At 62.3% G+C, this 15,639-nt stretch carries 18 protein-coding genes; 7 read left to right on the plus strand and 11 right to left on the minus strand.

Annotated features, from left to right (window positions below; genetic code table 11):
- Positions 1-40: 40 nt before the first annotated feature.
- The 4 genes from ON44_RS23135 to ON44_RS23150 all read right to left on the minus strand — a co-directional run bounded on the left by ON44_RS23135 (position 41) and on the right by ON44_RS23150 (position 4,095).
- Entirely contained in the window at positions 41-2,047 is a 2,007-nt protein-coding gene (locus tag ON44_RS23135; protein ID WP_040693616.1) for a TerD family protein, read from the minus strand.
- A 566-nt stretch (positions 2,048-2,613) separates the two neighbouring features.
- The gene (locus tag ON44_RS23140) at positions 2,614-2,880 is read right to left on the minus strand and encodes a hypothetical protein (RefSeq protein WP_040693526.1); all 267 of its coding nucleotides are present in this window, start codon (positions 2,878-2,880) and stop codon (positions 2,614-2,616) included.
- Positions 2,880-3,347 carry an NUDIX domain-containing protein gene (locus tag ON44_RS23145; RefSeq protein WP_040693528.1) on the minus strand — a complete coding sequence of 156 codons (468 nt, stop codon included), beginning with the start codon at positions 3,345-3,347 and terminating at the stop codon, positions 2,880-2,882. The genes ON44_RS23140 and ON44_RS23145 overlap by 1 nt, the downstream gene beginning before the upstream one ends.
- Positions 3,334-4,095 (minus strand): DUF5919 domain-containing protein, encoded by a 762-nt coding sequence (locus tag ON44_RS23150; RefSeq protein ID WP_040693531.1) that lies wholly within the window; start codon positions 4,093-4,095, stop codon positions 3,334-3,336. Before ON44_RS23150 ends, ON44_RS23145 begins: the two co-directional genes overlap by 14 nt.
- Positions 4,096-4,488: 393 nt before the next feature.
- Between ON44_RS23150 and ON44_RS23155 the strand changes: the two genes are divergently transcribed.
- From ON44_RS23155 to ON44_RS23160, 3 genes are all read left to right on the plus strand, one after another.
- On the plus strand, positions 4,489-4,803 hold the full coding sequence (locus ON44_RS23155) for a hypothetical protein (RefSeq protein WP_040693533.1): 315 nt from the start codon (positions 4,489-4,491) through the stop codon (positions 4,801-4,803).
- A gap of 5 nt (positions 4,804-4,808) precedes the next feature.
- Positions 4,809-5,012, plus strand: a complete 204-nt coding sequence (locus tag ON44_RS50410; RefSeq protein WP_157187264.1) for a hypothetical protein — start codon at positions 4,809-4,811, stop codon at positions 5,010-5,012.
- 84 nt (positions 5,013-5,096) lie between these two features.
- Positions 5,097-5,429 carry a hypothetical protein gene (locus ON44_RS23160; protein ID WP_245567290.1) on the plus strand — a complete coding sequence of 111 codons (333 nt, stop codon included), beginning with the start codon at positions 5,097-5,099 and terminating at the stop codon, positions 5,427-5,429.
- Between the two features lie 139 nt (positions 5,430-5,568).
- On the opposite strand, the gene ON44_RS23165 is transcribed toward ON44_RS23160, so the two are convergent.
- The 3 genes from ON44_RS23165 to ON44_RS46995 form a co-directional block, all read right to left on the minus strand.
- A complete protein-coding gene (locus tag ON44_RS23165; protein ID WP_040693535.1) occupies positions 5,569-6,747 on the minus strand; it encodes an McrC family protein in 1,179 nt (392 codons plus the stop codon).
- Positions 6,744-7,937 carry an McrB family protein gene (locus ON44_RS23170; protein WP_051182357.1) on the minus strand — a complete coding sequence of 398 codons (1,194 nt, stop codon included), beginning with the start codon at positions 7,935-7,937 and terminating at the stop codon, positions 6,744-6,746. Before ON44_RS23170 ends, ON44_RS23165 begins: the two co-directional genes overlap by 4 nt.
- Before the next feature lie 340 nt (positions 7,938-8,277).
- Entirely contained in the window at positions 8,278-8,739 is a 462-nt protein-coding gene (locus ON44_RS46995) for a nitroreductase/quinone reductase family protein (RefSeq protein ID WP_157187265.1), read from the minus strand.
- Between the two features lie 102 nt (positions 8,740-8,841).
- Between ON44_RS46995 and ON44_RS23180 the strand changes: the two genes are divergently transcribed.
- Positions 8,842-9,471 (plus strand): TetR/AcrR family transcriptional regulator, encoded by a 630-nt coding sequence (locus ON44_RS23180; protein ID WP_218007621.1) that lies wholly within the window; start codon positions 8,842-8,844, stop codon positions 9,469-9,471.
- A 57-nt stretch (positions 9,472-9,528) separates the two neighbouring features.
- Here the strand turns inward: ON44_RS23180 and ON44_RS23185 are convergent, their stop codons facing one another.
- Both ON44_RS23185 and ON44_RS23190 read right to left on the minus strand, forming a co-directional pair.
- A complete protein-coding gene (locus ON44_RS23185; protein ID WP_040693538.1) occupies positions 9,529-10,887 on the minus strand; it encodes a vWA domain-containing protein in 1,359 nt (452 codons plus the stop codon).
- A gap of 367 nt (positions 10,888-11,254) precedes the next feature.
- Positions 11,255-12,145, minus strand: a complete 891-nt coding sequence (locus ON44_RS23190) for an AAA family ATPase (RefSeq protein WP_040693539.1) — start codon at positions 12,143-12,145, stop codon at positions 11,255-11,257.
- 239 nt (positions 12,146-12,384) lie between these two features.
- On the opposite strand from ON44_RS23190, the gene ON44_RS23195 reads away from it, so the two are divergent.
- Complete coding sequence (locus ON44_RS23195) at positions 12,385-12,687, plus strand: hypothetical protein (protein WP_157187266.1); 303 nt, start codon at positions 12,385-12,387, stop codon at positions 12,685-12,687.
- 37 nt (positions 12,688-12,724) lie between these two features.
- On the opposite strand, the gene ON44_RS23200 is transcribed toward ON44_RS23195, so the two are convergent.
- On the minus strand, positions 12,725-13,093 hold the full coding sequence (locus tag ON44_RS23200) for a MerR family transcriptional regulator (protein WP_040693544.1): 369 nt from the start codon (positions 13,091-13,093) through the stop codon (positions 12,725-12,727).
- Between the two features lie 59 nt (positions 13,094-13,152).
- Here ON44_RS23200 and ON44_RS23205 point away from each other — a divergent pair, with 59 nt between their 5' ends.
- Both ON44_RS23205 and ON44_RS53770 read left to right on the plus strand, forming a co-directional pair.
- Positions 13,153-13,977, plus strand: a complete 825-nt coding sequence (locus tag ON44_RS23205) for an alpha/beta fold hydrolase (RefSeq protein ID WP_063721610.1) — start codon at positions 13,153-13,155, stop codon at positions 13,975-13,977.
- A 145-nt stretch (positions 13,978-14,122) separates the two neighbouring features.
- The gene (locus tag ON44_RS53770) at positions 14,123-14,554 is read left to right on the plus strand and encodes a hypothetical protein (RefSeq protein ID WP_306306507.1); all 432 of its coding nucleotides are present in this window, start codon (positions 14,123-14,125) and stop codon (positions 14,552-14,554) included.
- 112 nt (positions 14,555-14,666) lie between these two features.
- Here the strand turns inward: ON44_RS53770 and ON44_RS23215 are convergent, their stop codons facing one another.
- Positions 14,667-15,638, minus strand: a complete 972-nt coding sequence (locus ON44_RS23215) for an acyl-CoA thioesterase (RefSeq protein WP_373283198.1) — start codon at positions 15,636-15,638, stop codon at positions 14,667-14,669.
- Position 15,639 lies beyond the last annotated feature (1 nt).

Raw genomic sequence — 15,639 nt, forward strand, 5'->3', positions numbered from 1 at the left:
CGCCAGCGGATTGTCACGGCGATGATGTCGCCCGTACGGGTCACATATCAGCAGCAATCACAGCTTCCGGCTGGGACGGATCCGGCTGCTTCGGCGCCGCCGGTACCCAACCCCGCAGCGGCTGAATCACCGCCCCGTAGAACGTGTCGGTCGCCGAGGTGACGCTGGCGATGAAGCTCGCCGCCGTGCCGGATCGCCGGTTGCCCATCGGGAAGGTCTGCTCGAGTGAGAAGGACACGATAGTGCCGACCCGACCGCCCGTAAGCACCTTGGCATCCGCGCGCACCTTTTCGAGGTACTCACACGCTTCATTGCCTCGCGCCGAGAACACCGCTTCGACCTGAACATCGCCTGGTGCGTCCACGAGTTGCTTGAGCAACCACGACACCCGACGACCAGATGTCCCTTCGTTCGGCGCGTCGAGGGTCGTACGGCAGCGAACTTTGTTGGTTCGAATGTCCGCGACCACGACCAGATCCCCTGCGGTGTCAGGAATCCGCAGCACAGCCTCGAAGGTTCCGTCGGCAGCCAGCCGCTCTGTAACGGCTGCGCTTCGGGCGACCCGATCGGTGAGGTGTCGCCGGGACAGGACGTGCTTGACTGTCACACCGAGTTCAGAGGTCAGCCGCAGCGCCAGATGACGCGACAGGGACACCCACGTATCGGCGACCGTCAACGCCTTCTGGTCACTCGCACGCAATGTTCCCGCCGTGACCGCGTCGCGAACAGCAACCCAGTGGCGCCCCATGTCGACGAACTCGACGGCACCCGACCGAGGATGATCAAGGTACCGCAGGAACTCGCTCAAGATCCACACCTGCAAGTCGTCCTCGATACCGCCGTGCGAGAGCGACATTCGCGCCTCGTGCGCCACTTCCGCCCACGACAAATGACGCAGGGCGACCTTCGTCAGTTTGCGGCGGTCGACCTCGACGGGAAGTTCACCCGCGCTGGCCGGTACATCGTTCGACAGGCTGACCACCGCGTCGTACTTCTTCCGACGCGCCACGTCGAGGTAGCTCTCGAGTTGATCGCGTCTGAGCTTGCCGTTACCGGTCTTGACCTCGAGCAGACCAGTCCATATCCGACTTCCCCGAACCACTTTCAGCACCGCGTCCGGGATGACTTTCGATTCGCCCCGCTCGTATTGCACTTCGACGTATCCCTCGAAAGCGCCTACCGGGGCACCTATCCTCGCGCACAGCGCCCGAGCGAATGGACGCACGACCTGCATCGTGGCGATCAGCGCCGAGGTAGCGCGCTTCTCCTGCTCCTCGCCCGCACCGACTCCGAACACTGAGAACAATCGAGCCGGCTGCCAGTTGTCGCCCTCAGCGAGCTTGAACTCTATCGGCTTGGCCTTCTTCGCCACCCGTTTGGCGGTCCGCACACCGCGAGTCCGCACAGTGGTATTCGTCTCGTTGTGTGGTGCGCGCTCATGGATCGGCGCAGCGACATCGACGGAACCGATATCCTGCGCGACAACCGGCTCCGGCTCGCTCGCCGGTACCGCACCCAGCGGCGTAACGGACGGATCGGAATCCTCATCTTCGTCGATATCGACTCCGAAATCCGTTGCCAGGCCTGCTAATCCAGAATCCCAGCCTTGCCCTACCGCCCGCACCTTCCACTCGCTGCCCCGGCGGTACACCTCGCCGAACACGAACGCCGACTCCGAAGTTGCATCAGCGGTGACGTACTCAGCCAGGATTTTGCCCGCTGCATCAACGACCCGGAGCGCGAGTTTGCCGAGGTCCCCGAATGTTCCACTACCGACGCTACCGGCAAGCGCCACTGTGTGAACATTGTCCGGAACGGCAGATAAATCGATCGCGATCCTGGCCTGTGCGCCCTCCTCGGTCGCGCTCGTACCCAGGAATCGCACCGAACCGTCCGACGATTCCGGCTGGTTGTAGAAGACGAAATCACTGTCGGAGCCGACCTTTCCGCCGACGCCTAGCAGTAGCGCGGACGCATCGACTTCAATCTCCGACTCCACCCACCCGATCACGACATCGACCCGGATGACATCCTCCGGCAACGGCATATTCTGGCCCTTGATCAGGATCGGAGACGTCACAGCGTTCACCCTTCGACATTCGGTACGCACAGTCACAGATAGGAGCCGGGGTCAGCCGTTAACGATGCTGTCCCCCATTGCAATCGGCGCCGCAGATCCGCGGCGATGCTGTGCTTTTCGGCCGGCCCGAACCCCCTGTTACATGCCGCCAGCGGACGCGGTGGCGACATGTCGATCAGCAGCGTGTGGGTGTGCGCCGCCCGCAAAATGAAACGGTTCCGGCGCGCGTACACAGACGTGTTGGCAGCGTTCCTGTCAGCCGTTTCGTGGGATCTCAAAACCCATGCACCGCAATGGATGCCGTCGAAGCGTTCTACATTACCGAGGCGTGTGAGTTGTCATCCACCGAACGCCGCCCGGTCTCAATGGCCGAAGTCCGGCGCTGATCCCTCCGTTGCGTCGGGCCGCGCCCGACGCTCGTTGCCGCTGGACCGTCGACCTTGTCGTCTCGTAATCGCGCCTCGCCACGCACTACCCCCCTTCCGCCCAGCATCACCGCACTGCAGGCCGCGCAAAGCTCCTGACAATCCGAGTTACGCCACCAGTAGACCCCGAGCGCGCTCGTTGAAGTCCGCGACCAAGGGGTGCGGCCCGAATAACCTCATGCGCTGTTGAACGTCGCGGACCGCTTCCACCGAGCGAGACGACTTCACCTTGCTGGAGAGATCAACCGCCCGCACACCTGCCGCGTCGGCGGCATCAAGGTCGCGCTTCTGAATGTGCGTGACCGCCAACGCGGCATGAGACAACGCACCTCGCCGCGCACGATTATGCTTGCGGGCGTAGGCGATCGATTGCACTATCTGACGATAGGAGCTCTTCCAGATCGCCAGTCATCAATCCGTTTGCGAATGCTCGACACCATAGGGAGCGCGTCGATTTCACCTGTATCGAACCAGGCCACTTCCGTAGATTCATCGGACACGCGGATAGTTCCGTTGAGTGGCCTGCCCAGGAGACATATCGAAAACTCTTGTCGCACTTCACCATTATCGTAGGCAAATACATGGTCGGGATTCGTGTAGGTACCGACGATCCCAGTGATTTCGATATCGATTCCGGTTTCTTCCTTGGTCTCCCGGACACCGCACTCGGCGAGCGATTCGCCGAGTTCCATCTTTCCCCCCGGCAATGCCCACATCTCGTTGTCCACCCGGCGCTGCAGCAGGATCTGCCCGGTCTCGTTGACTACGACCACAGAAGCAGCGGGAACCAGGCTGTTCGCTTTGGGCGCATTCGGATCGTTCTCGTAATCACGTCGTACCATGCTCGATCGCCTCCCAAATACTGCGGCCTCGGGACCATAACTCTTCGACGTGATCGGAGAATCGGTCGAACATGCCGTCGTCTTGCTCACGTCTGAGATGGAACATCGGCGAGTCATGGCCGACTCGTCTCGCGAGAATCGGTGTCACGATCATGTCGTTGTCGAACCGAAAGACCGACAGGTTGACATGCCCGTTCGTGAATCGGCCCGCGATGCCATCCACTTCCCGCAGCTTGTGCAGTTCGCCGGTAGTCACCGCGATACGCGTCGACAATGTAAGTGGGACATTCTCTTCGCGCTCGCGGGCTCGGGTTACGTCATCATCCGGGTCGCCGATCAGGAAGCGAATACGGCACCCGTTCGCGGCTTTGCGGCGAAGGATATCGGCCAGATTGGCTTGTTCCAGCCACAAGAAGTAATTCGTGTAGCCCGCAAACGTCAGCTCACGGCTGGCTTTGGTGATCAACGATCGCCACAGCGAGGCCGGTGCGGCGGATCGGTAGGGAAAGACTTGAACGACTTCACGATCCGGCCCGGTCTTCAGGGTTAGGCGCACAGCCGAAGGCCACAAGACTGCCTCCTCAGCTTCGAGAACTTCGCATACCACCCAACGGTGACGGGCGTGCGGTACGCGCGTGGGGTTAGCCAACCACCGATTAACCGTTTTGGCGTCGACTTCACATCTTTCGGCGAGCTGTCGTTCGGTGATCTTGGCCCTCGCCATGGCCTGTCGCAAAGCATGATTCACGGTACGCCGACCTCCACCCTCGGGACAGCGGGAACTTTATCGTGAAGCGTCCCAAACGTCCTCGAAACGCAGTAGGAACGGCCCCGCAACTGATCGACGCTGAAGTCGTGCCCGAGAGTGGCGCCGACCGCAGTCCCAGGCAGTGAGCCAAGGCTGTTGTCGTCCGTCTTTGAACAACACGACAACAGAATCCATCAGGGGAGGTTCGATGAGTAGAGAACTGCCGCAACGTATTCGGGGTCGGTACCGCATACCGTCGCGGGTAATCGCTCCACCTCCAGTCGAATTCGTGTCGCGCATTGCCGCCGCCGTTGAACAGTGGGCAACCCAGCCAGCTCAGGGCCCAAGTACCGGCGGTTCTGGCACCGGACACCGTGAACGTGGGGCCTGATCATGCAGGCAACCGCGCTGCGGACCACGCGAACCCGAGACGGAAACAAGGTTGCGGTGTGGCAGCTGATCGGGTGCACTACCCGCATCCTGCGTGTGCAGCTGATTCCCGAATCGTTCACTGCACATCGCCTGCCGTCCAAGATACCGCTCCCAGCCGCGCAACCAGGAACGATCATGTTCGACGGCTACCCCGATCTGACCGACGCGCGGCAATTGCTTCCCAAGCACAGCGATCTGTGGGACGCCCTACAGCACGACTACTGGGCGGCACTGCTGAATCCCGGCGATATCAACCGTAGAACGCCGGGAACGTAGGTCCGATGTCTGAGTTCCCGTGTCCACCGAACGCAATCGCGCCCTCCGTAGAGGCGCTGCTTGCCGTGTTCCACGAGGACACCTTCGAGAAGCTGCAGCATGCCCCCTCGGACAGCCGGCCGGTGCTCCATCGGGCGGACGGTTCGTGGTGTGAGGTCGGCGAGGATGGCTGGCCGATTTCCAGCGGCGACACGGACAAAGACAAATAATCGCCATCCTGCCCCAGAACTGTTGCGGGCAGACTTCGTACACCTCGACATCGACGCCCTATACCGATCTGAAGGATAGATCCTGTGATTGCTGCCGCTTTGATGAACTGGTTGACCCGGCGCCGCATGATGCCCCATGTCGAAGTGGTCATTGTCCGAAATCCCGACGGGCCAACTGAAGCGCAGGTTTTCGTCCGGGGAGTCGAGCACGAAGCAACCATATTCAATATCGATGCAGGTGCTGGATGGGATTGGAGCGAATGGAAGAGCATCCGAGACTCAAACCTCTCGGCTGCGTCTCCGATAACTCGAGCGATCTTGCTGACCGCCTATGCAAACCCTCCCGGTGGCCATTACGTCGAGCGCGACAACGATGTCGGCTGGCTTGACGACCTCCCTCCAAACTCCGTGCAATAGACACGTTCCGGTAGATGAACGCCAACCCGTCCTGCAGTGAAACCAGACAAGGATGAAAGGAAGTTACTCGGATCTAAATGGATCCAGCAGCAATCCGGCTCCGGATTGTGGCACGCAGGGCGAGCGGGATTCTTCGCAACTACTTATGGAGGATCGTGCGCGCCAACGTGTCGATGGTCTTCAACAGAGCATTCGGAGGAAGGGAGAGATCGAGCGCATGGCAGTGGATGGTGATGTTGCAAGTCTTGATGGCGTGGGTAATTGCGGGCTCGTTGCCTTTGGCGTAGATCAAATGGCCCTCTTTCAAACCGAGAACGGAGCAGTATGCCAGCATCTGGTAAAGGTCGGCCTCGGGGAATCCCTTCGGCTTCTCGGCCTTGTACTTCGCGTCCACGACCGCCAGCGGGTCTCCATGAGCGTCGCACCAGACAAGGTCCGGGATGAACTTGATCCTCGACGCCGCGTCCATGTAATGGTCTTTCTGGGTCTTCGGATGCCCTCCGAACTGGCGCATCGCCATGCTCATCGCGCCAGTGACGAAGTCCTCGTATATCTTCCACATATCGAATACGAAGCCCGAGACAGCAAGAGGTCCATGCTGCTGGCCGAAGGAACTGTTGTCGAGGATCACTTCGGACAGCCGGAGAACATCGTGGTAGCGCAGGTTGAGTCGGTTCAATCCGTACGCCGGCCTTCGTTCACGAGGTGAAACGATCGTTACCTCGTCCAGGATCGTCCGTATGCGACTGAGTTGCTGGCGCGCGCCGATTCCGATATCCGGCATGCTGAGCAGGCGTAACGCGGCAAGCAGGACTAGTCGATTCTCCTGGATATCTGCCGTGAAGTCGTCGTACTCAACGGCGATCGGGACCGGCAATCCATAATTCCTAGTGATTTGCTCTTGGAATCGAACCCGCCCACGTATCACCGACAGCGAGTCTGCAGTAGAGCGGTAGCCGCGCAACAACCCACGCCCGAATGCGTCGGATGCCAAGCGGACAAACGATTCCGCGACCGCCGGAAAGAGTCCGTCAGCCTTCGCGAGTCGAACGAACTCGTCTCGCCAGATCGCAGGGTTCGAACTGTATCCGATGAAGAACAGAATTCGATTCAGCTCGGCGATCTTCGGACGGACGTTGATCTGCACCGCGCCCAGTCGGACCGAACCAACCTTTTGTCCAGGTTTAATTCTGTACTTGCCTTGCGAGATAGGAGTTATCCCAGCGATTTTGACGCGACGGAGGGCTTCACACTGGTCTTCCGAAAGATCAATCGTTCCCGGCCGACCATGCTCGACAAGGTCGACTGTGAGTGTCACGGTTGGGTGTCCGGTTCAGCATCAGTGGAAGCCACACGCTCTGCGATCTTGGCCAAGGCATATGCGTCGTGCACGTCGACACCGGTGTCGTTGAAGTGATACTCCTCCATGAGCGGTAGTACCGTGGTGCGCCACGCAACGTCCATCCCGATCTTGGAAGTGGCGCCTGGGCGCATGAAGTACGAAGGGCCGATCTTGAAGTCTTCGTCGGCAATGGATTCGTTCAGCTCGTCCACGATGTCGGCGATGACTTGGTTCTCCCCATGGTCCTTTAGCCAGTTCCGCAGTACACTCCTCGTCGGTTCCTTCGACGGATGCAGATGCACAAAGGCGAAACGACGCCGCATCGCCGAATCAACCAGTGCGACAGAGCGATCGGCTCGGTTCATCGTTCCGATAATCAGCACGTTCTTCGGCAGGCTGAACATTTCTACTTTGTCGGAGTAGAGCAGGTTTATACTCTCATCCCGATATTCCAGCAGATAGTAGAGCTCGCCGAATATCTTCGATAGATTGCCTCGGTTAACCTCGTCGATGATGAGGACGTACAGATTCCCTGAGTCTTTCCGTGCAGTAAAGGCCAATTGACGTAGCGGACCTCGGTGGATGTCGTAAGCGATCTGACCGTTCTCCGTCTCAACCGGACGGAACCCTTCGAAGAAGTCTTCGTACGAATACGAAGGGTGGAACTGCACCATCTTGACATGCTCTGCACCGGCCAGGTGCTTCGCGATAGCCTTTGCGAGATAAGTCTTTCCGGTGCCCGGCGGACCATAGAAGATCAGTTGCGGTCGGTCCCGGAGCAGGTCGATGCACTCCTGCAGCCACTCTTTCGGCATGTACAACTGCGCGGCGAGGTCATCGGTGGCATCGGGGAACTCAGGCTCGATGTGGGCCTCGGCCTCGGTCGCAGGCTGATCCTCCGCGATGGCCGCATGCCTAGGCCGCCAAGCGAACCCGAATGCCGCACTCAATATGGAGATCAGCTCTGCCGCATTCTGGCGGTTGAGCTGAATCGACTGACTGCTCTTGGGTGGAGACTCGCGCTGTTCGGATCCGAACGTCGACAGGTGGACCAGGGTCGCACCGTCGCCATCCTCGATCACCTTGTACTGACAGCTGACGGCGTCCTCGAGCTTGTGCGCCCGAACGTTCTGGGTACTGGGAATAATTTCGCGAATACGGGCCATCTGTCAGCTCTCCCCTAACCATTTTGCCGAACCCGATCATTGCCGCGATCGGAGCACGATGTGCGTGCACCAATCGCTGACTCTCCCGCTCACACGATGCGCGCGCCGCATGCACCAGGTGATTCGGGTAGCACCCAAGTCAGAATAGCGTTCGACTCACACGAAATTCCCGGGGAGACGCAGGAAGCGATTCGCACTGTCGGGAACTGTCAGATAGTCGTCTGACAGTCCCCACTGTCGGCCATGGGCAAGAGGGCTCCGGCAATTCGGTCGGCACGAAGACGATGGATTCGGACTAGTTGGCCGAGTAGTTGGGGGCGGCGCCGAAGATCATGGCAGGTCACTGGGGGTGGAGGCGGACTATGGCGGTGCCGCGGGTTAGGGCGGTGCGGAGGGAGGGGAGGTTTACGGTGCCGTCGGGGTTCAGGTGGATTTTGGCGAAGCGGCCGTGGGCTGGGTTTTGGGTGAGGATTTCGCGGTAGAGGGGGGTGGCGCGGGGTTCGTCGGTGATGACTTCGTGGGTGGCTTGGATGGTGTTGCCGCGGAGGTGGATTCGGACGGGGGTGCCTGGGATGAGGTTGTGGCGCCAGTTGGCGGCGGTGCCGATCAGGATGTGGCCTTCGTGTTCGGCGTAGCCGACGGGGTTGGCGTACTCTCGGCCGGTTTTGCGGCCGGAGACGGTGATGATGAGGAGCTTTTTGCTGAGCAGGGGGTGTAGTGGGGAGCGGAGGATGAAGCGGACGATGGCGTCGCCGGTGCGTTGGATGCGGGATTGGACGGTGGGGGCTTTTGTGCTGGTCATGGGGATGGCTCCGCTGATCGGATAATTACTGAGTTTATACTCAGAAAATACGTCCGGATCGGGCATACTGCAAGGGTTGATCGGTGCGGAGAGGAGGTTGGGGTGGCGGCAGCTGTGGATGGTGCGCGGTCGGCGCGCGGGCAGCGGGGACGGCCGTCGACGGGGGTGCGGGAGTCGGTTGTGGTTGCGGCGCAGGAGATTTTGGTGGAGGCGGGGGTGGCACGGTTGTCCACGAAGGAGGTTGCGAAGCGGGCGGGGGTGGCCGAGTCGAGCATCTTCTATCACTTCGGGGATCGAATGGGGTTGTTGCAGGCGGTGATTCAGCGGCGTTTGCGGCCGGTGAAAGATGTGCTCGGGGAGGTTGCGGAGCAGGAGGAGCTACGGACGGGGCTGGTGGCACTTCTCGAGGCATTGGAGGAGTTCTTTTTGGATGCCATTCCGGTGATGGCCGCGGTGCAGTCGGATGTGGAGTTGCGCGCGAAGTTTGCCGAGCGCACTAGGGAATTGGATATCGGACCGCATCGTGCGGTCGACGCTGTCGTCGCGCACCTGTCGATGCAGCACGCTGACCCGCGGATTCCCGACACAGTGGATCTGCGAGCCGCCGCATTGCTCCTGGTCGGTGCGGCGCACCAACGAGCGCTGCAGCGTCATCTGAGCCCGTCCGACGTGGTCGCGGCGCTGCCCACGACAGAATCCATTGTCGATACGGTTATGCCGATCCTCGGCTGAGACCGACGCGCAACCGGGTTTCCGCACACACGCCGTGTCGGCACGGAGCCCGTGCGGTCAGGCGGGAAGGAGGCGCGCGATTACCTCGGCCAACTGCTTGACGTTGCGGCATTCGTGCATCGTGATGTGCTCGGCGTACACATGAGCGGCGGAGTCGCCGGTGGACCAGGAGCGAGCCGGTTCGGGGTTGAGCCAGTAGGCGTGTTTGGCGCGGTCGGTCATTGCTTGCAAGGCAGGGAGATTCGGGTCGGTGCGGTTGGTGCGGGCGTCGCCGAGGATCAACAGCGAGGTGCGGGGGCCCAGGGCGTCCAGGTAGTTGTCGACGAAGCCTTGGAAGGCCTCGCCGTAGTTGCTGCTGCCGAAGCGGGCGACGTTGGAGTTGCGGATTATTCGGGCGGCGGCGCCGGGGGCGGGAGGTTCACCCGGGGTGAAGAAGCCGGTGATCTCGTCGCAGGTGTCGATGAAGCCGAAGCTGCGGACCCTGCTGAATTGGTCTTGTAATGCCTGGACGAGTTGCAGGGTGAATTCGGCGAAACCCGTTACGGAGCCGGATAAGTCGGCGAGTACGACTAGGTCGGGGCGGCCGTGTTTGCGGGCGCGTAGGACCGGGTCGATCGGCACGCCGCCGGTGGCCATGGAGCGGCGCAGGGTTCGGCGCATATCGATCTGGCCGCGGACCGCTTTGCGGCGGCGGGCGGCGAGGCGGGTGGCTAGTTTGCGGGCCAAAGGGTTTACCAGGCGGCGCATTTCGGCGAGGTCCTGGGTGCGGGCGCCGAGGAAGTCGACCTGGTCGGTACTGGATTCGACGCCACGGCGGGCGATGTATTCGGTGCCGCGGAGTTGGGCGGAGCGCAGGCGCGCCTCGGACTGGACGGCGGTGCGGAATTCGCGGAGGCGGCGGTCGGCTTCGATGGTGCGGACGGCGGTGTCGAGATCGGCGCCCATGCGCTCGACGATGCGATCGATAAGTTCTTCTGGCCGTAGGGATTTCATGGTCAGATAGGAGGACCAGCCCGCACCCGATGCGGTGGTGACCGGGCGCGAGGACTCTCCGGTGCCGACTCCCCCGTAGCCGCCCAGCGCGGTGAGGGCCTGCCGGGCGAGTTCGGTGACGGCGGTGCGGTCGTCCCGGGCGAGTGCGTCCACCAGGCGGTCGCGCAGATCGTCGACGGATTCGGAAGCCGACGGGGTTGCCGGTTGCTCGGCGGTGAGGAAGTAGAGATCGAAGAGCTGGTCGAACACGGCGCGCTGGCCGTTGCGGCGCAGTAGGCAGGCGGCCATGCCGGAGCGCAGGCGGTTGCGGTCGGATAGGCCGAGCGCGAGCATTGCCTCGGCGGCGTCGATGGTTTCGCTCGGGCCGGCCGAGATTCCGTGGTCGCGCAACAATCCGACGAACTCGACAAGGCGATCGGTCATTGTGTCCGAGGGTGGCTCGGAGCCGTACCGTCCGAGTGATGTCACCGCTCGTCCCCCTCCCCCGACAGCCACGATCCTTCGAGGGCGCCCGCAACAGATCCCGAGAAGGAATGTGTCAGTTGACATACCGCTGAACCGGATGCCCGCACTTCCCGGGGCTTATTCGGTGCACCCGCCAGCCCCCGATCGTCGGCCCCACATCGAACCGCCTCGACCACCAGCCGAACCCGGGTTCGGCACCCGTCGAAGCCGCTCACAACAGATCCCGAGTAGCGGTGCGGCGATCGGTGGGCGGCGTAAACTCCTCGGTGCCTCCGATATCCGTCTGCATGGCGCGGGTGTGCGGGCCGGATCGGGACAGGGGCGATCATGATGGGCTGCGTTCGTCGGAGTCGGCCGCGGGGAGTTCGAGGCGATCGATGGCTATGCGATGGTCGGATTGGTTTTTGAGGAGTACGCCGAGGGTGGATCGGACGACGGTGCCCGTGAGGTTTCGGGCGCCAAGGGCTACGAGAGTCCTTGCCCAGTCGACGGTTTCGGCGATCGAGGGAGGTTTGCGGAGGGAGAGTTCGCGGAGGGCGGCGACGGTTCGTACTACCGGCTCACCCAGGGTTTCGTCGAGCTCGGGGACCTTCATGCGGACGATCGCGCGCTCCAACTCCGCTGTCGGATAGTCGATGTGAAGGTAGAGGCAGCGGCGCTTCAGCGCTTCGGAGAGGTCGCGGTTGGCGTTCGAGGTGACGATGACGAACGGCTTGCGGACGGCGGTCACGGTGCCGAGTTCGGGGATGCTGACCTGGTAGTCGCCGAGGACCTCTAGGAGCAGTCCTTCGAGTTCGATATCGGCCTTGTCGAGTTCGTCGATGAGCAGCACGGTCGGATGCGGATTCCGGATAGCGGCCAGGAGCGGGCGTTGCAGTAGGAATTCTTCGGTGAAGACGTGGTCGCGGGTGCTGTCCCAGCTCTCGTTGTCTGTGGCGGTGATGCGCAGCAGTTGCTTGGCGTGATTCCACTCGTAGAGCGCGCGGGCCTCGTCGATGCCCTCGTAGCACTGCAGGCGCACGAGGTCGGAAGTGGTGGCGGTGGCGATCGCCTTGGCCAGTTCGGTCTTGCCGACCCCCGCAGGCCCCTCGATCAGCAGGGGCTTGCCCAGGTGACCGGCGAGGAACACCGCAGTGGCGATATCGGTGGAAGGCAGGTATCCGGCGTCGGTGAGCCGCCGCGTCACCTCGTCGACCGAGCCAAAGAACTTACTCATCGGTAACAGTCTAGAACCAGCGGATTTCCGCTCCATCCCTGAGGCCGACACCCACCGCCTGGGGGACTCGTCATACCAAAGGATGAATCTCCCTGAAATCGTGTTCGCACCATTGCCATTCGACCGGGCGCGGCGGAGTGTGGACCTGCAAATCCGTTGCAACGCCGGGCTTCCCCTGCGTCCGGCGATGCAAGGATCGCGTCTTCGCGGACGCTTGCCGCAGATAGAAAGGATCCAAGGTGTTCTCCAGAACGACTCCCCGCCGAACGCTGACCCGAGTGGTCATGGCCGGTGCACTCGCCGCAGTCCCGTTGACCGCGCTCGCCGTTCCCGCCTCGGCTGACCCGGTCACCGACGAACCCGGCGTGACCCAGGTTCGGCACCCGCACAATAGCGATTGGGATTGCGACCGCCCCGGCTTCTTCGACGACTGGAACCACCATCCCGGGCGCTGGGACGACTGCGATTTACCCGGCGGTTGGAACGACCCGTGGCGGTTCCCCCGCCACCTGTTCCCACGCGGCACATTCGGCAGCAGCTGATCGCGAACGGCCCGGCACCACAGATGCCGGGCCGTTCTCACAGTTCGGGTACCAGCCGCGATTCGGTCGCATCCCGCAGGCCGACCAGCAGTTGATGCTGCCGCGACAGTGCCGCCAGTTGCGCATCCAACTCGGACAGGCGAGCGCTCAGCGATCCGAGCGAAGCACCGCAGGGAATCAGGCCATGCTGGCCGTCCAGTGCGCAGGGCAACAGGTCCTCGATCATCTCGGTATTCAAACCGGCAGCGAGCAGTTCACGAATCCGGCCGACCAGCGCAACATCGGATTCGGCATAGATCCGATAGCCGTTGGCATCCCGTCGCGGATGCAGTAGCCGCTGCTCCTCGTAGTAGCGCAGCAATCTGCGGCTGACGCCGGTTCGTCGCTCCAGTTCACCGATTCGCATATGTCGTGCAACACAAACGCTGGACTGTCACATCCATGTGATGGCGCAGAGTGCCCCGCATGACGAATATCGCACTGAAAACCGAGGTACACGGCTCCGGTCCCGGCGTCCTGCTCGCCCACGGTGCGGGTGGGAGCATCGCGGACAACTTCGGCTCACTGATTCCGGTGCTTGCGACAAATCACACCGTGGTGGCTCCGGATTACCCGGCCGATGACACCGTGCTCGAACTCGACGCACTCGCGGATGCGCTCGTCGCCGAGGCGGTCGAGCGTGGCGTGGGCACCTTCACGATCGTCGGGTATTCCCTCGGTGCAGCCGTCGCGGTCCGCGCCGCCGTACGACACCCCGACCGCGTGCGCGCCTTGGTGCTCGCCGCCGGATTCGCCAAAGGCGACAATCGATTCCGTCTTGCCGCGCAGATCTGGGCGGATACTGTCGAACGCGGCGAGAGCGACGTCTTCGCGCGATTCATCCTGAACGTCGGGTACAGTGCACGGTTTTTGAATAGCCTGTCCCCCAACCAGATCGATGAACTCCGCACCCTGATCGCCGCCCATGAGCCCGGCGGAACCGTTCCCCAGGTCCGGCTCGCCAAGTCCGTCGACACCACCGACGACCTCCAGCACATCGCCGTCCCCACGCTCGTCGTCAATGCCACCGCCGATCTGCTGGTGGACCCGAACAATTCACGCGCACTTGCCGAGGGGATTTCCGGTGCGAAATACATCGAGATCGATGCCGGACACGTCCTGATGATCGAGCGCCCCGAAGAATGGATACGCACCATCTCCGACTATCTCTCCGACAACCCCGGATGTCGCAAACCCATTGCACGCCGCACAGAAGCTCTACCTTATGCGAAGCGGCAACTGGATATGTGACGGCTCGGGCGCTGGTACTTCGGATCGATTCGGCGCGGGGATACCCCCTACTCCAGCCCCATTGCGGCTCATACTTTCGACTGAAATAACCCTGAATCTGATTGTGGCAGGAGATTTTTCGGCGTGCGCACGCAAGAGTGGAAGAATGACAATGACGCCTCGTCGGATGCTGGCCCAAGCGGCCGTGGCGGCCGCTCTGATCGCTGTTCCCCTGACCGCCTCGGCAATTCCGGCATGGGCCGCACCGGAAACCGGTTCGGCCGGATCGGGACAGACGGTTGACTGCGAAAGTGCCGAGCACCGGGACGAGTGCGAGCAGGCGTGGCGGGACGAGCAGGCCCGGCGAGACAGGGAGGCCCGCGACTGGGCGAACAACCTGAACAATCCGGCCAACCCCTTGAGCCCCTTGAACCCGAACAACCCGGCCAACCCGAATAGCCCGACCAACCCGCGGTACCAGTGGGAGCACAGCCTCAACAACCCGGCCAACCCCATGAGTCCGCTCAACCCCGACAATCCGGCCAACCCGAACAGCCCACTGAACCCCAACAACCAGCACAGACCGAACAACAGCTAGCCCGTGCCGCGGTGGTCCGGCCTCGGACAGTCCGGACCACCGCACTGTCACCAGGGCGATCCGGCCTCATCCAGGCCGGACCACCGCAACGCACCAGGCCCGCCACAACCTGTCACGGCATCGGCACCCGGAAATGGTTGGGTTCGGCATCCGCCGGCACGTCGGTCGCCTGCGTGAACCGCTCCACCTCGGCACGCAATTCGATGAGATGCCGCGCATGCGCATCGAGCGCCTGATCCTCCGCGGAAACCGGAACCCACTGGCGCACCGGCCGCGCCTTACCGTTCTCGTCGACCGCGACGACAACCGCGAGACCGTGCGCGGCGAGCGCAGGTTCATCGGAGTGCGTATCCGTCGACGTCACATGCACGCTGACATGCATACTCCGCGGCCCGGTGTGAATCAGCCGCGCACTCACCTCGACGATGTGCCCGATGACAATCGGCCGGTAGAACCGGATCCCGCCGAAGTACGACGTGATCACATGCTGCCCAACCCAATCGGCACCGCAGACATACGCGGCCTCATCGATCCACTGCATGGTGCGACCGCCGTGCACCTTGCCACCCCAGTTGATATCCGAAGGCGCGGCCAGGAATCGCAAAATCGACGTCGGCGCGGTACCCGCCGCTGTGTACTGCTGCGCGGCCATCGCCTCCTCGATCCGCTTCCGAACCGAAACCCGCGCCCGCGCCTGCCGATGCCGCTCCAGTTCCAGAATCGATGTCGGATTCCATTGCGGCACTTCCACGGTCCGCCGGTTGTCGTCGATCGCGACGAAGATCGTCAGGCACTGCGCCGTCTGCACCGGCTTGCGTCGCGTGGGATCGGTCGAATAGACGCTGACGAGAATATGCATGCTGGTACGCCCGGTGTGCACGAGATTCGCATGCAGTTCGACCAATTCACCGACCGCGATCGGACGGTCCAGGTGAATATTGCCGACGTAGGCGGTAACGCAGTAGCAACCGCTCCACTGAGCCGCCGCCGCATAGGCGACCTTGTCGATCCATTCGAGTAGCTTGCCGCCGTCGACCGAACCGGCGATGCCCGCATCGGCCGGTTTGACGAGAAAGCGGTGGATG

The organism is Nocardia vinacea NBRC 16497 (assembly GCF_000308835.1).
Classification (GTDB): Bacteria; Actinomycetota; Actinomycetes; order Mycobacteriales; family Mycobacteriaceae; genus Nocardia; species Nocardia vinacea.

What these genes read in the sequence shown, in the direction of transcription:
- ON44_RS53770 (WP_306306507.1), top strand. Translation starts at nt 14,123, where the DNA reads ATGACAATGACGCCTCGTCGGATGCTGGCCCAAGCGGCCGTGGCGGCC.
- ON44_RS23200 (WP_040693544.1), bottom strand. Translation starts at nt 13,093, where the DNA reads ATGCGAATCGGTGAACTGGAGCGACGAACCGGCGTCAGCCGCAGATTG.
- ON44_RS23145 (WP_040693528.1), bottom strand. Translation starts at nt 3,347, where the DNA reads ATGGTACGACGTGATTACGAGAACGATCCGAATGCGCCCAAAGCGAAC.
- ON44_RS46995 (WP_157187265.1), bottom strand. Translation starts at nt 8,739, where the DNA reads ATGACCAGCACAAAAGCCCCCACCGTCCAATCCCGCATCCAACGCACC.
- ON44_RS23170 (WP_051182357.1), bottom strand. Translation starts at nt 7,937, where the DNA reads ATGGCCCGTATTCGCGAAATTATTCCCAGTACCCAGAACGTTCGGGCG.
- ON44_RS23155 (WP_040693533.1), top strand. Translation starts at nt 4,489, where the DNA reads ATGCAGGCAACCGCGCTGCGGACCACGCGAACCCGAGACGGAAACAAG.
- ON44_RS23205 (WP_063721610.1), top strand. Translation starts at nt 13,153, where the DNA reads ATGACGAATATCGCACTGAAAACCGAGGTACACGGCTCCGGTCCCGGC.
- ON44_RS50410 (WP_157187264.1), top strand. Translation starts at nt 4,809, where the DNA reads ATGTCTGAGTTCCCGTGTCCACCGAACGCAATCGCGCCCTCCGTAGAG.
- ON44_RS23135 (WP_040693616.1), bottom strand. Translation starts at nt 2,047, where the DNA reads ATGCCGTTGCCGGAGGATGTCATCCGGGTCGATGTCGTGATCGGGTGG.
- ON44_RS23190 (WP_040693539.1), bottom strand. Translation starts at nt 12,145, where the DNA reads ATGAGTAAGTTCTTTGGCTCGGTCGACGAGGTGACGCGGCGGCTCACC.
- ON44_RS23185 (WP_040693538.1), bottom strand. Translation starts at nt 10,887, where the DNA reads ATGACCGATCGCCTTGTCGAGTTCGTCGGATTGTTGCGCGACCACGGA.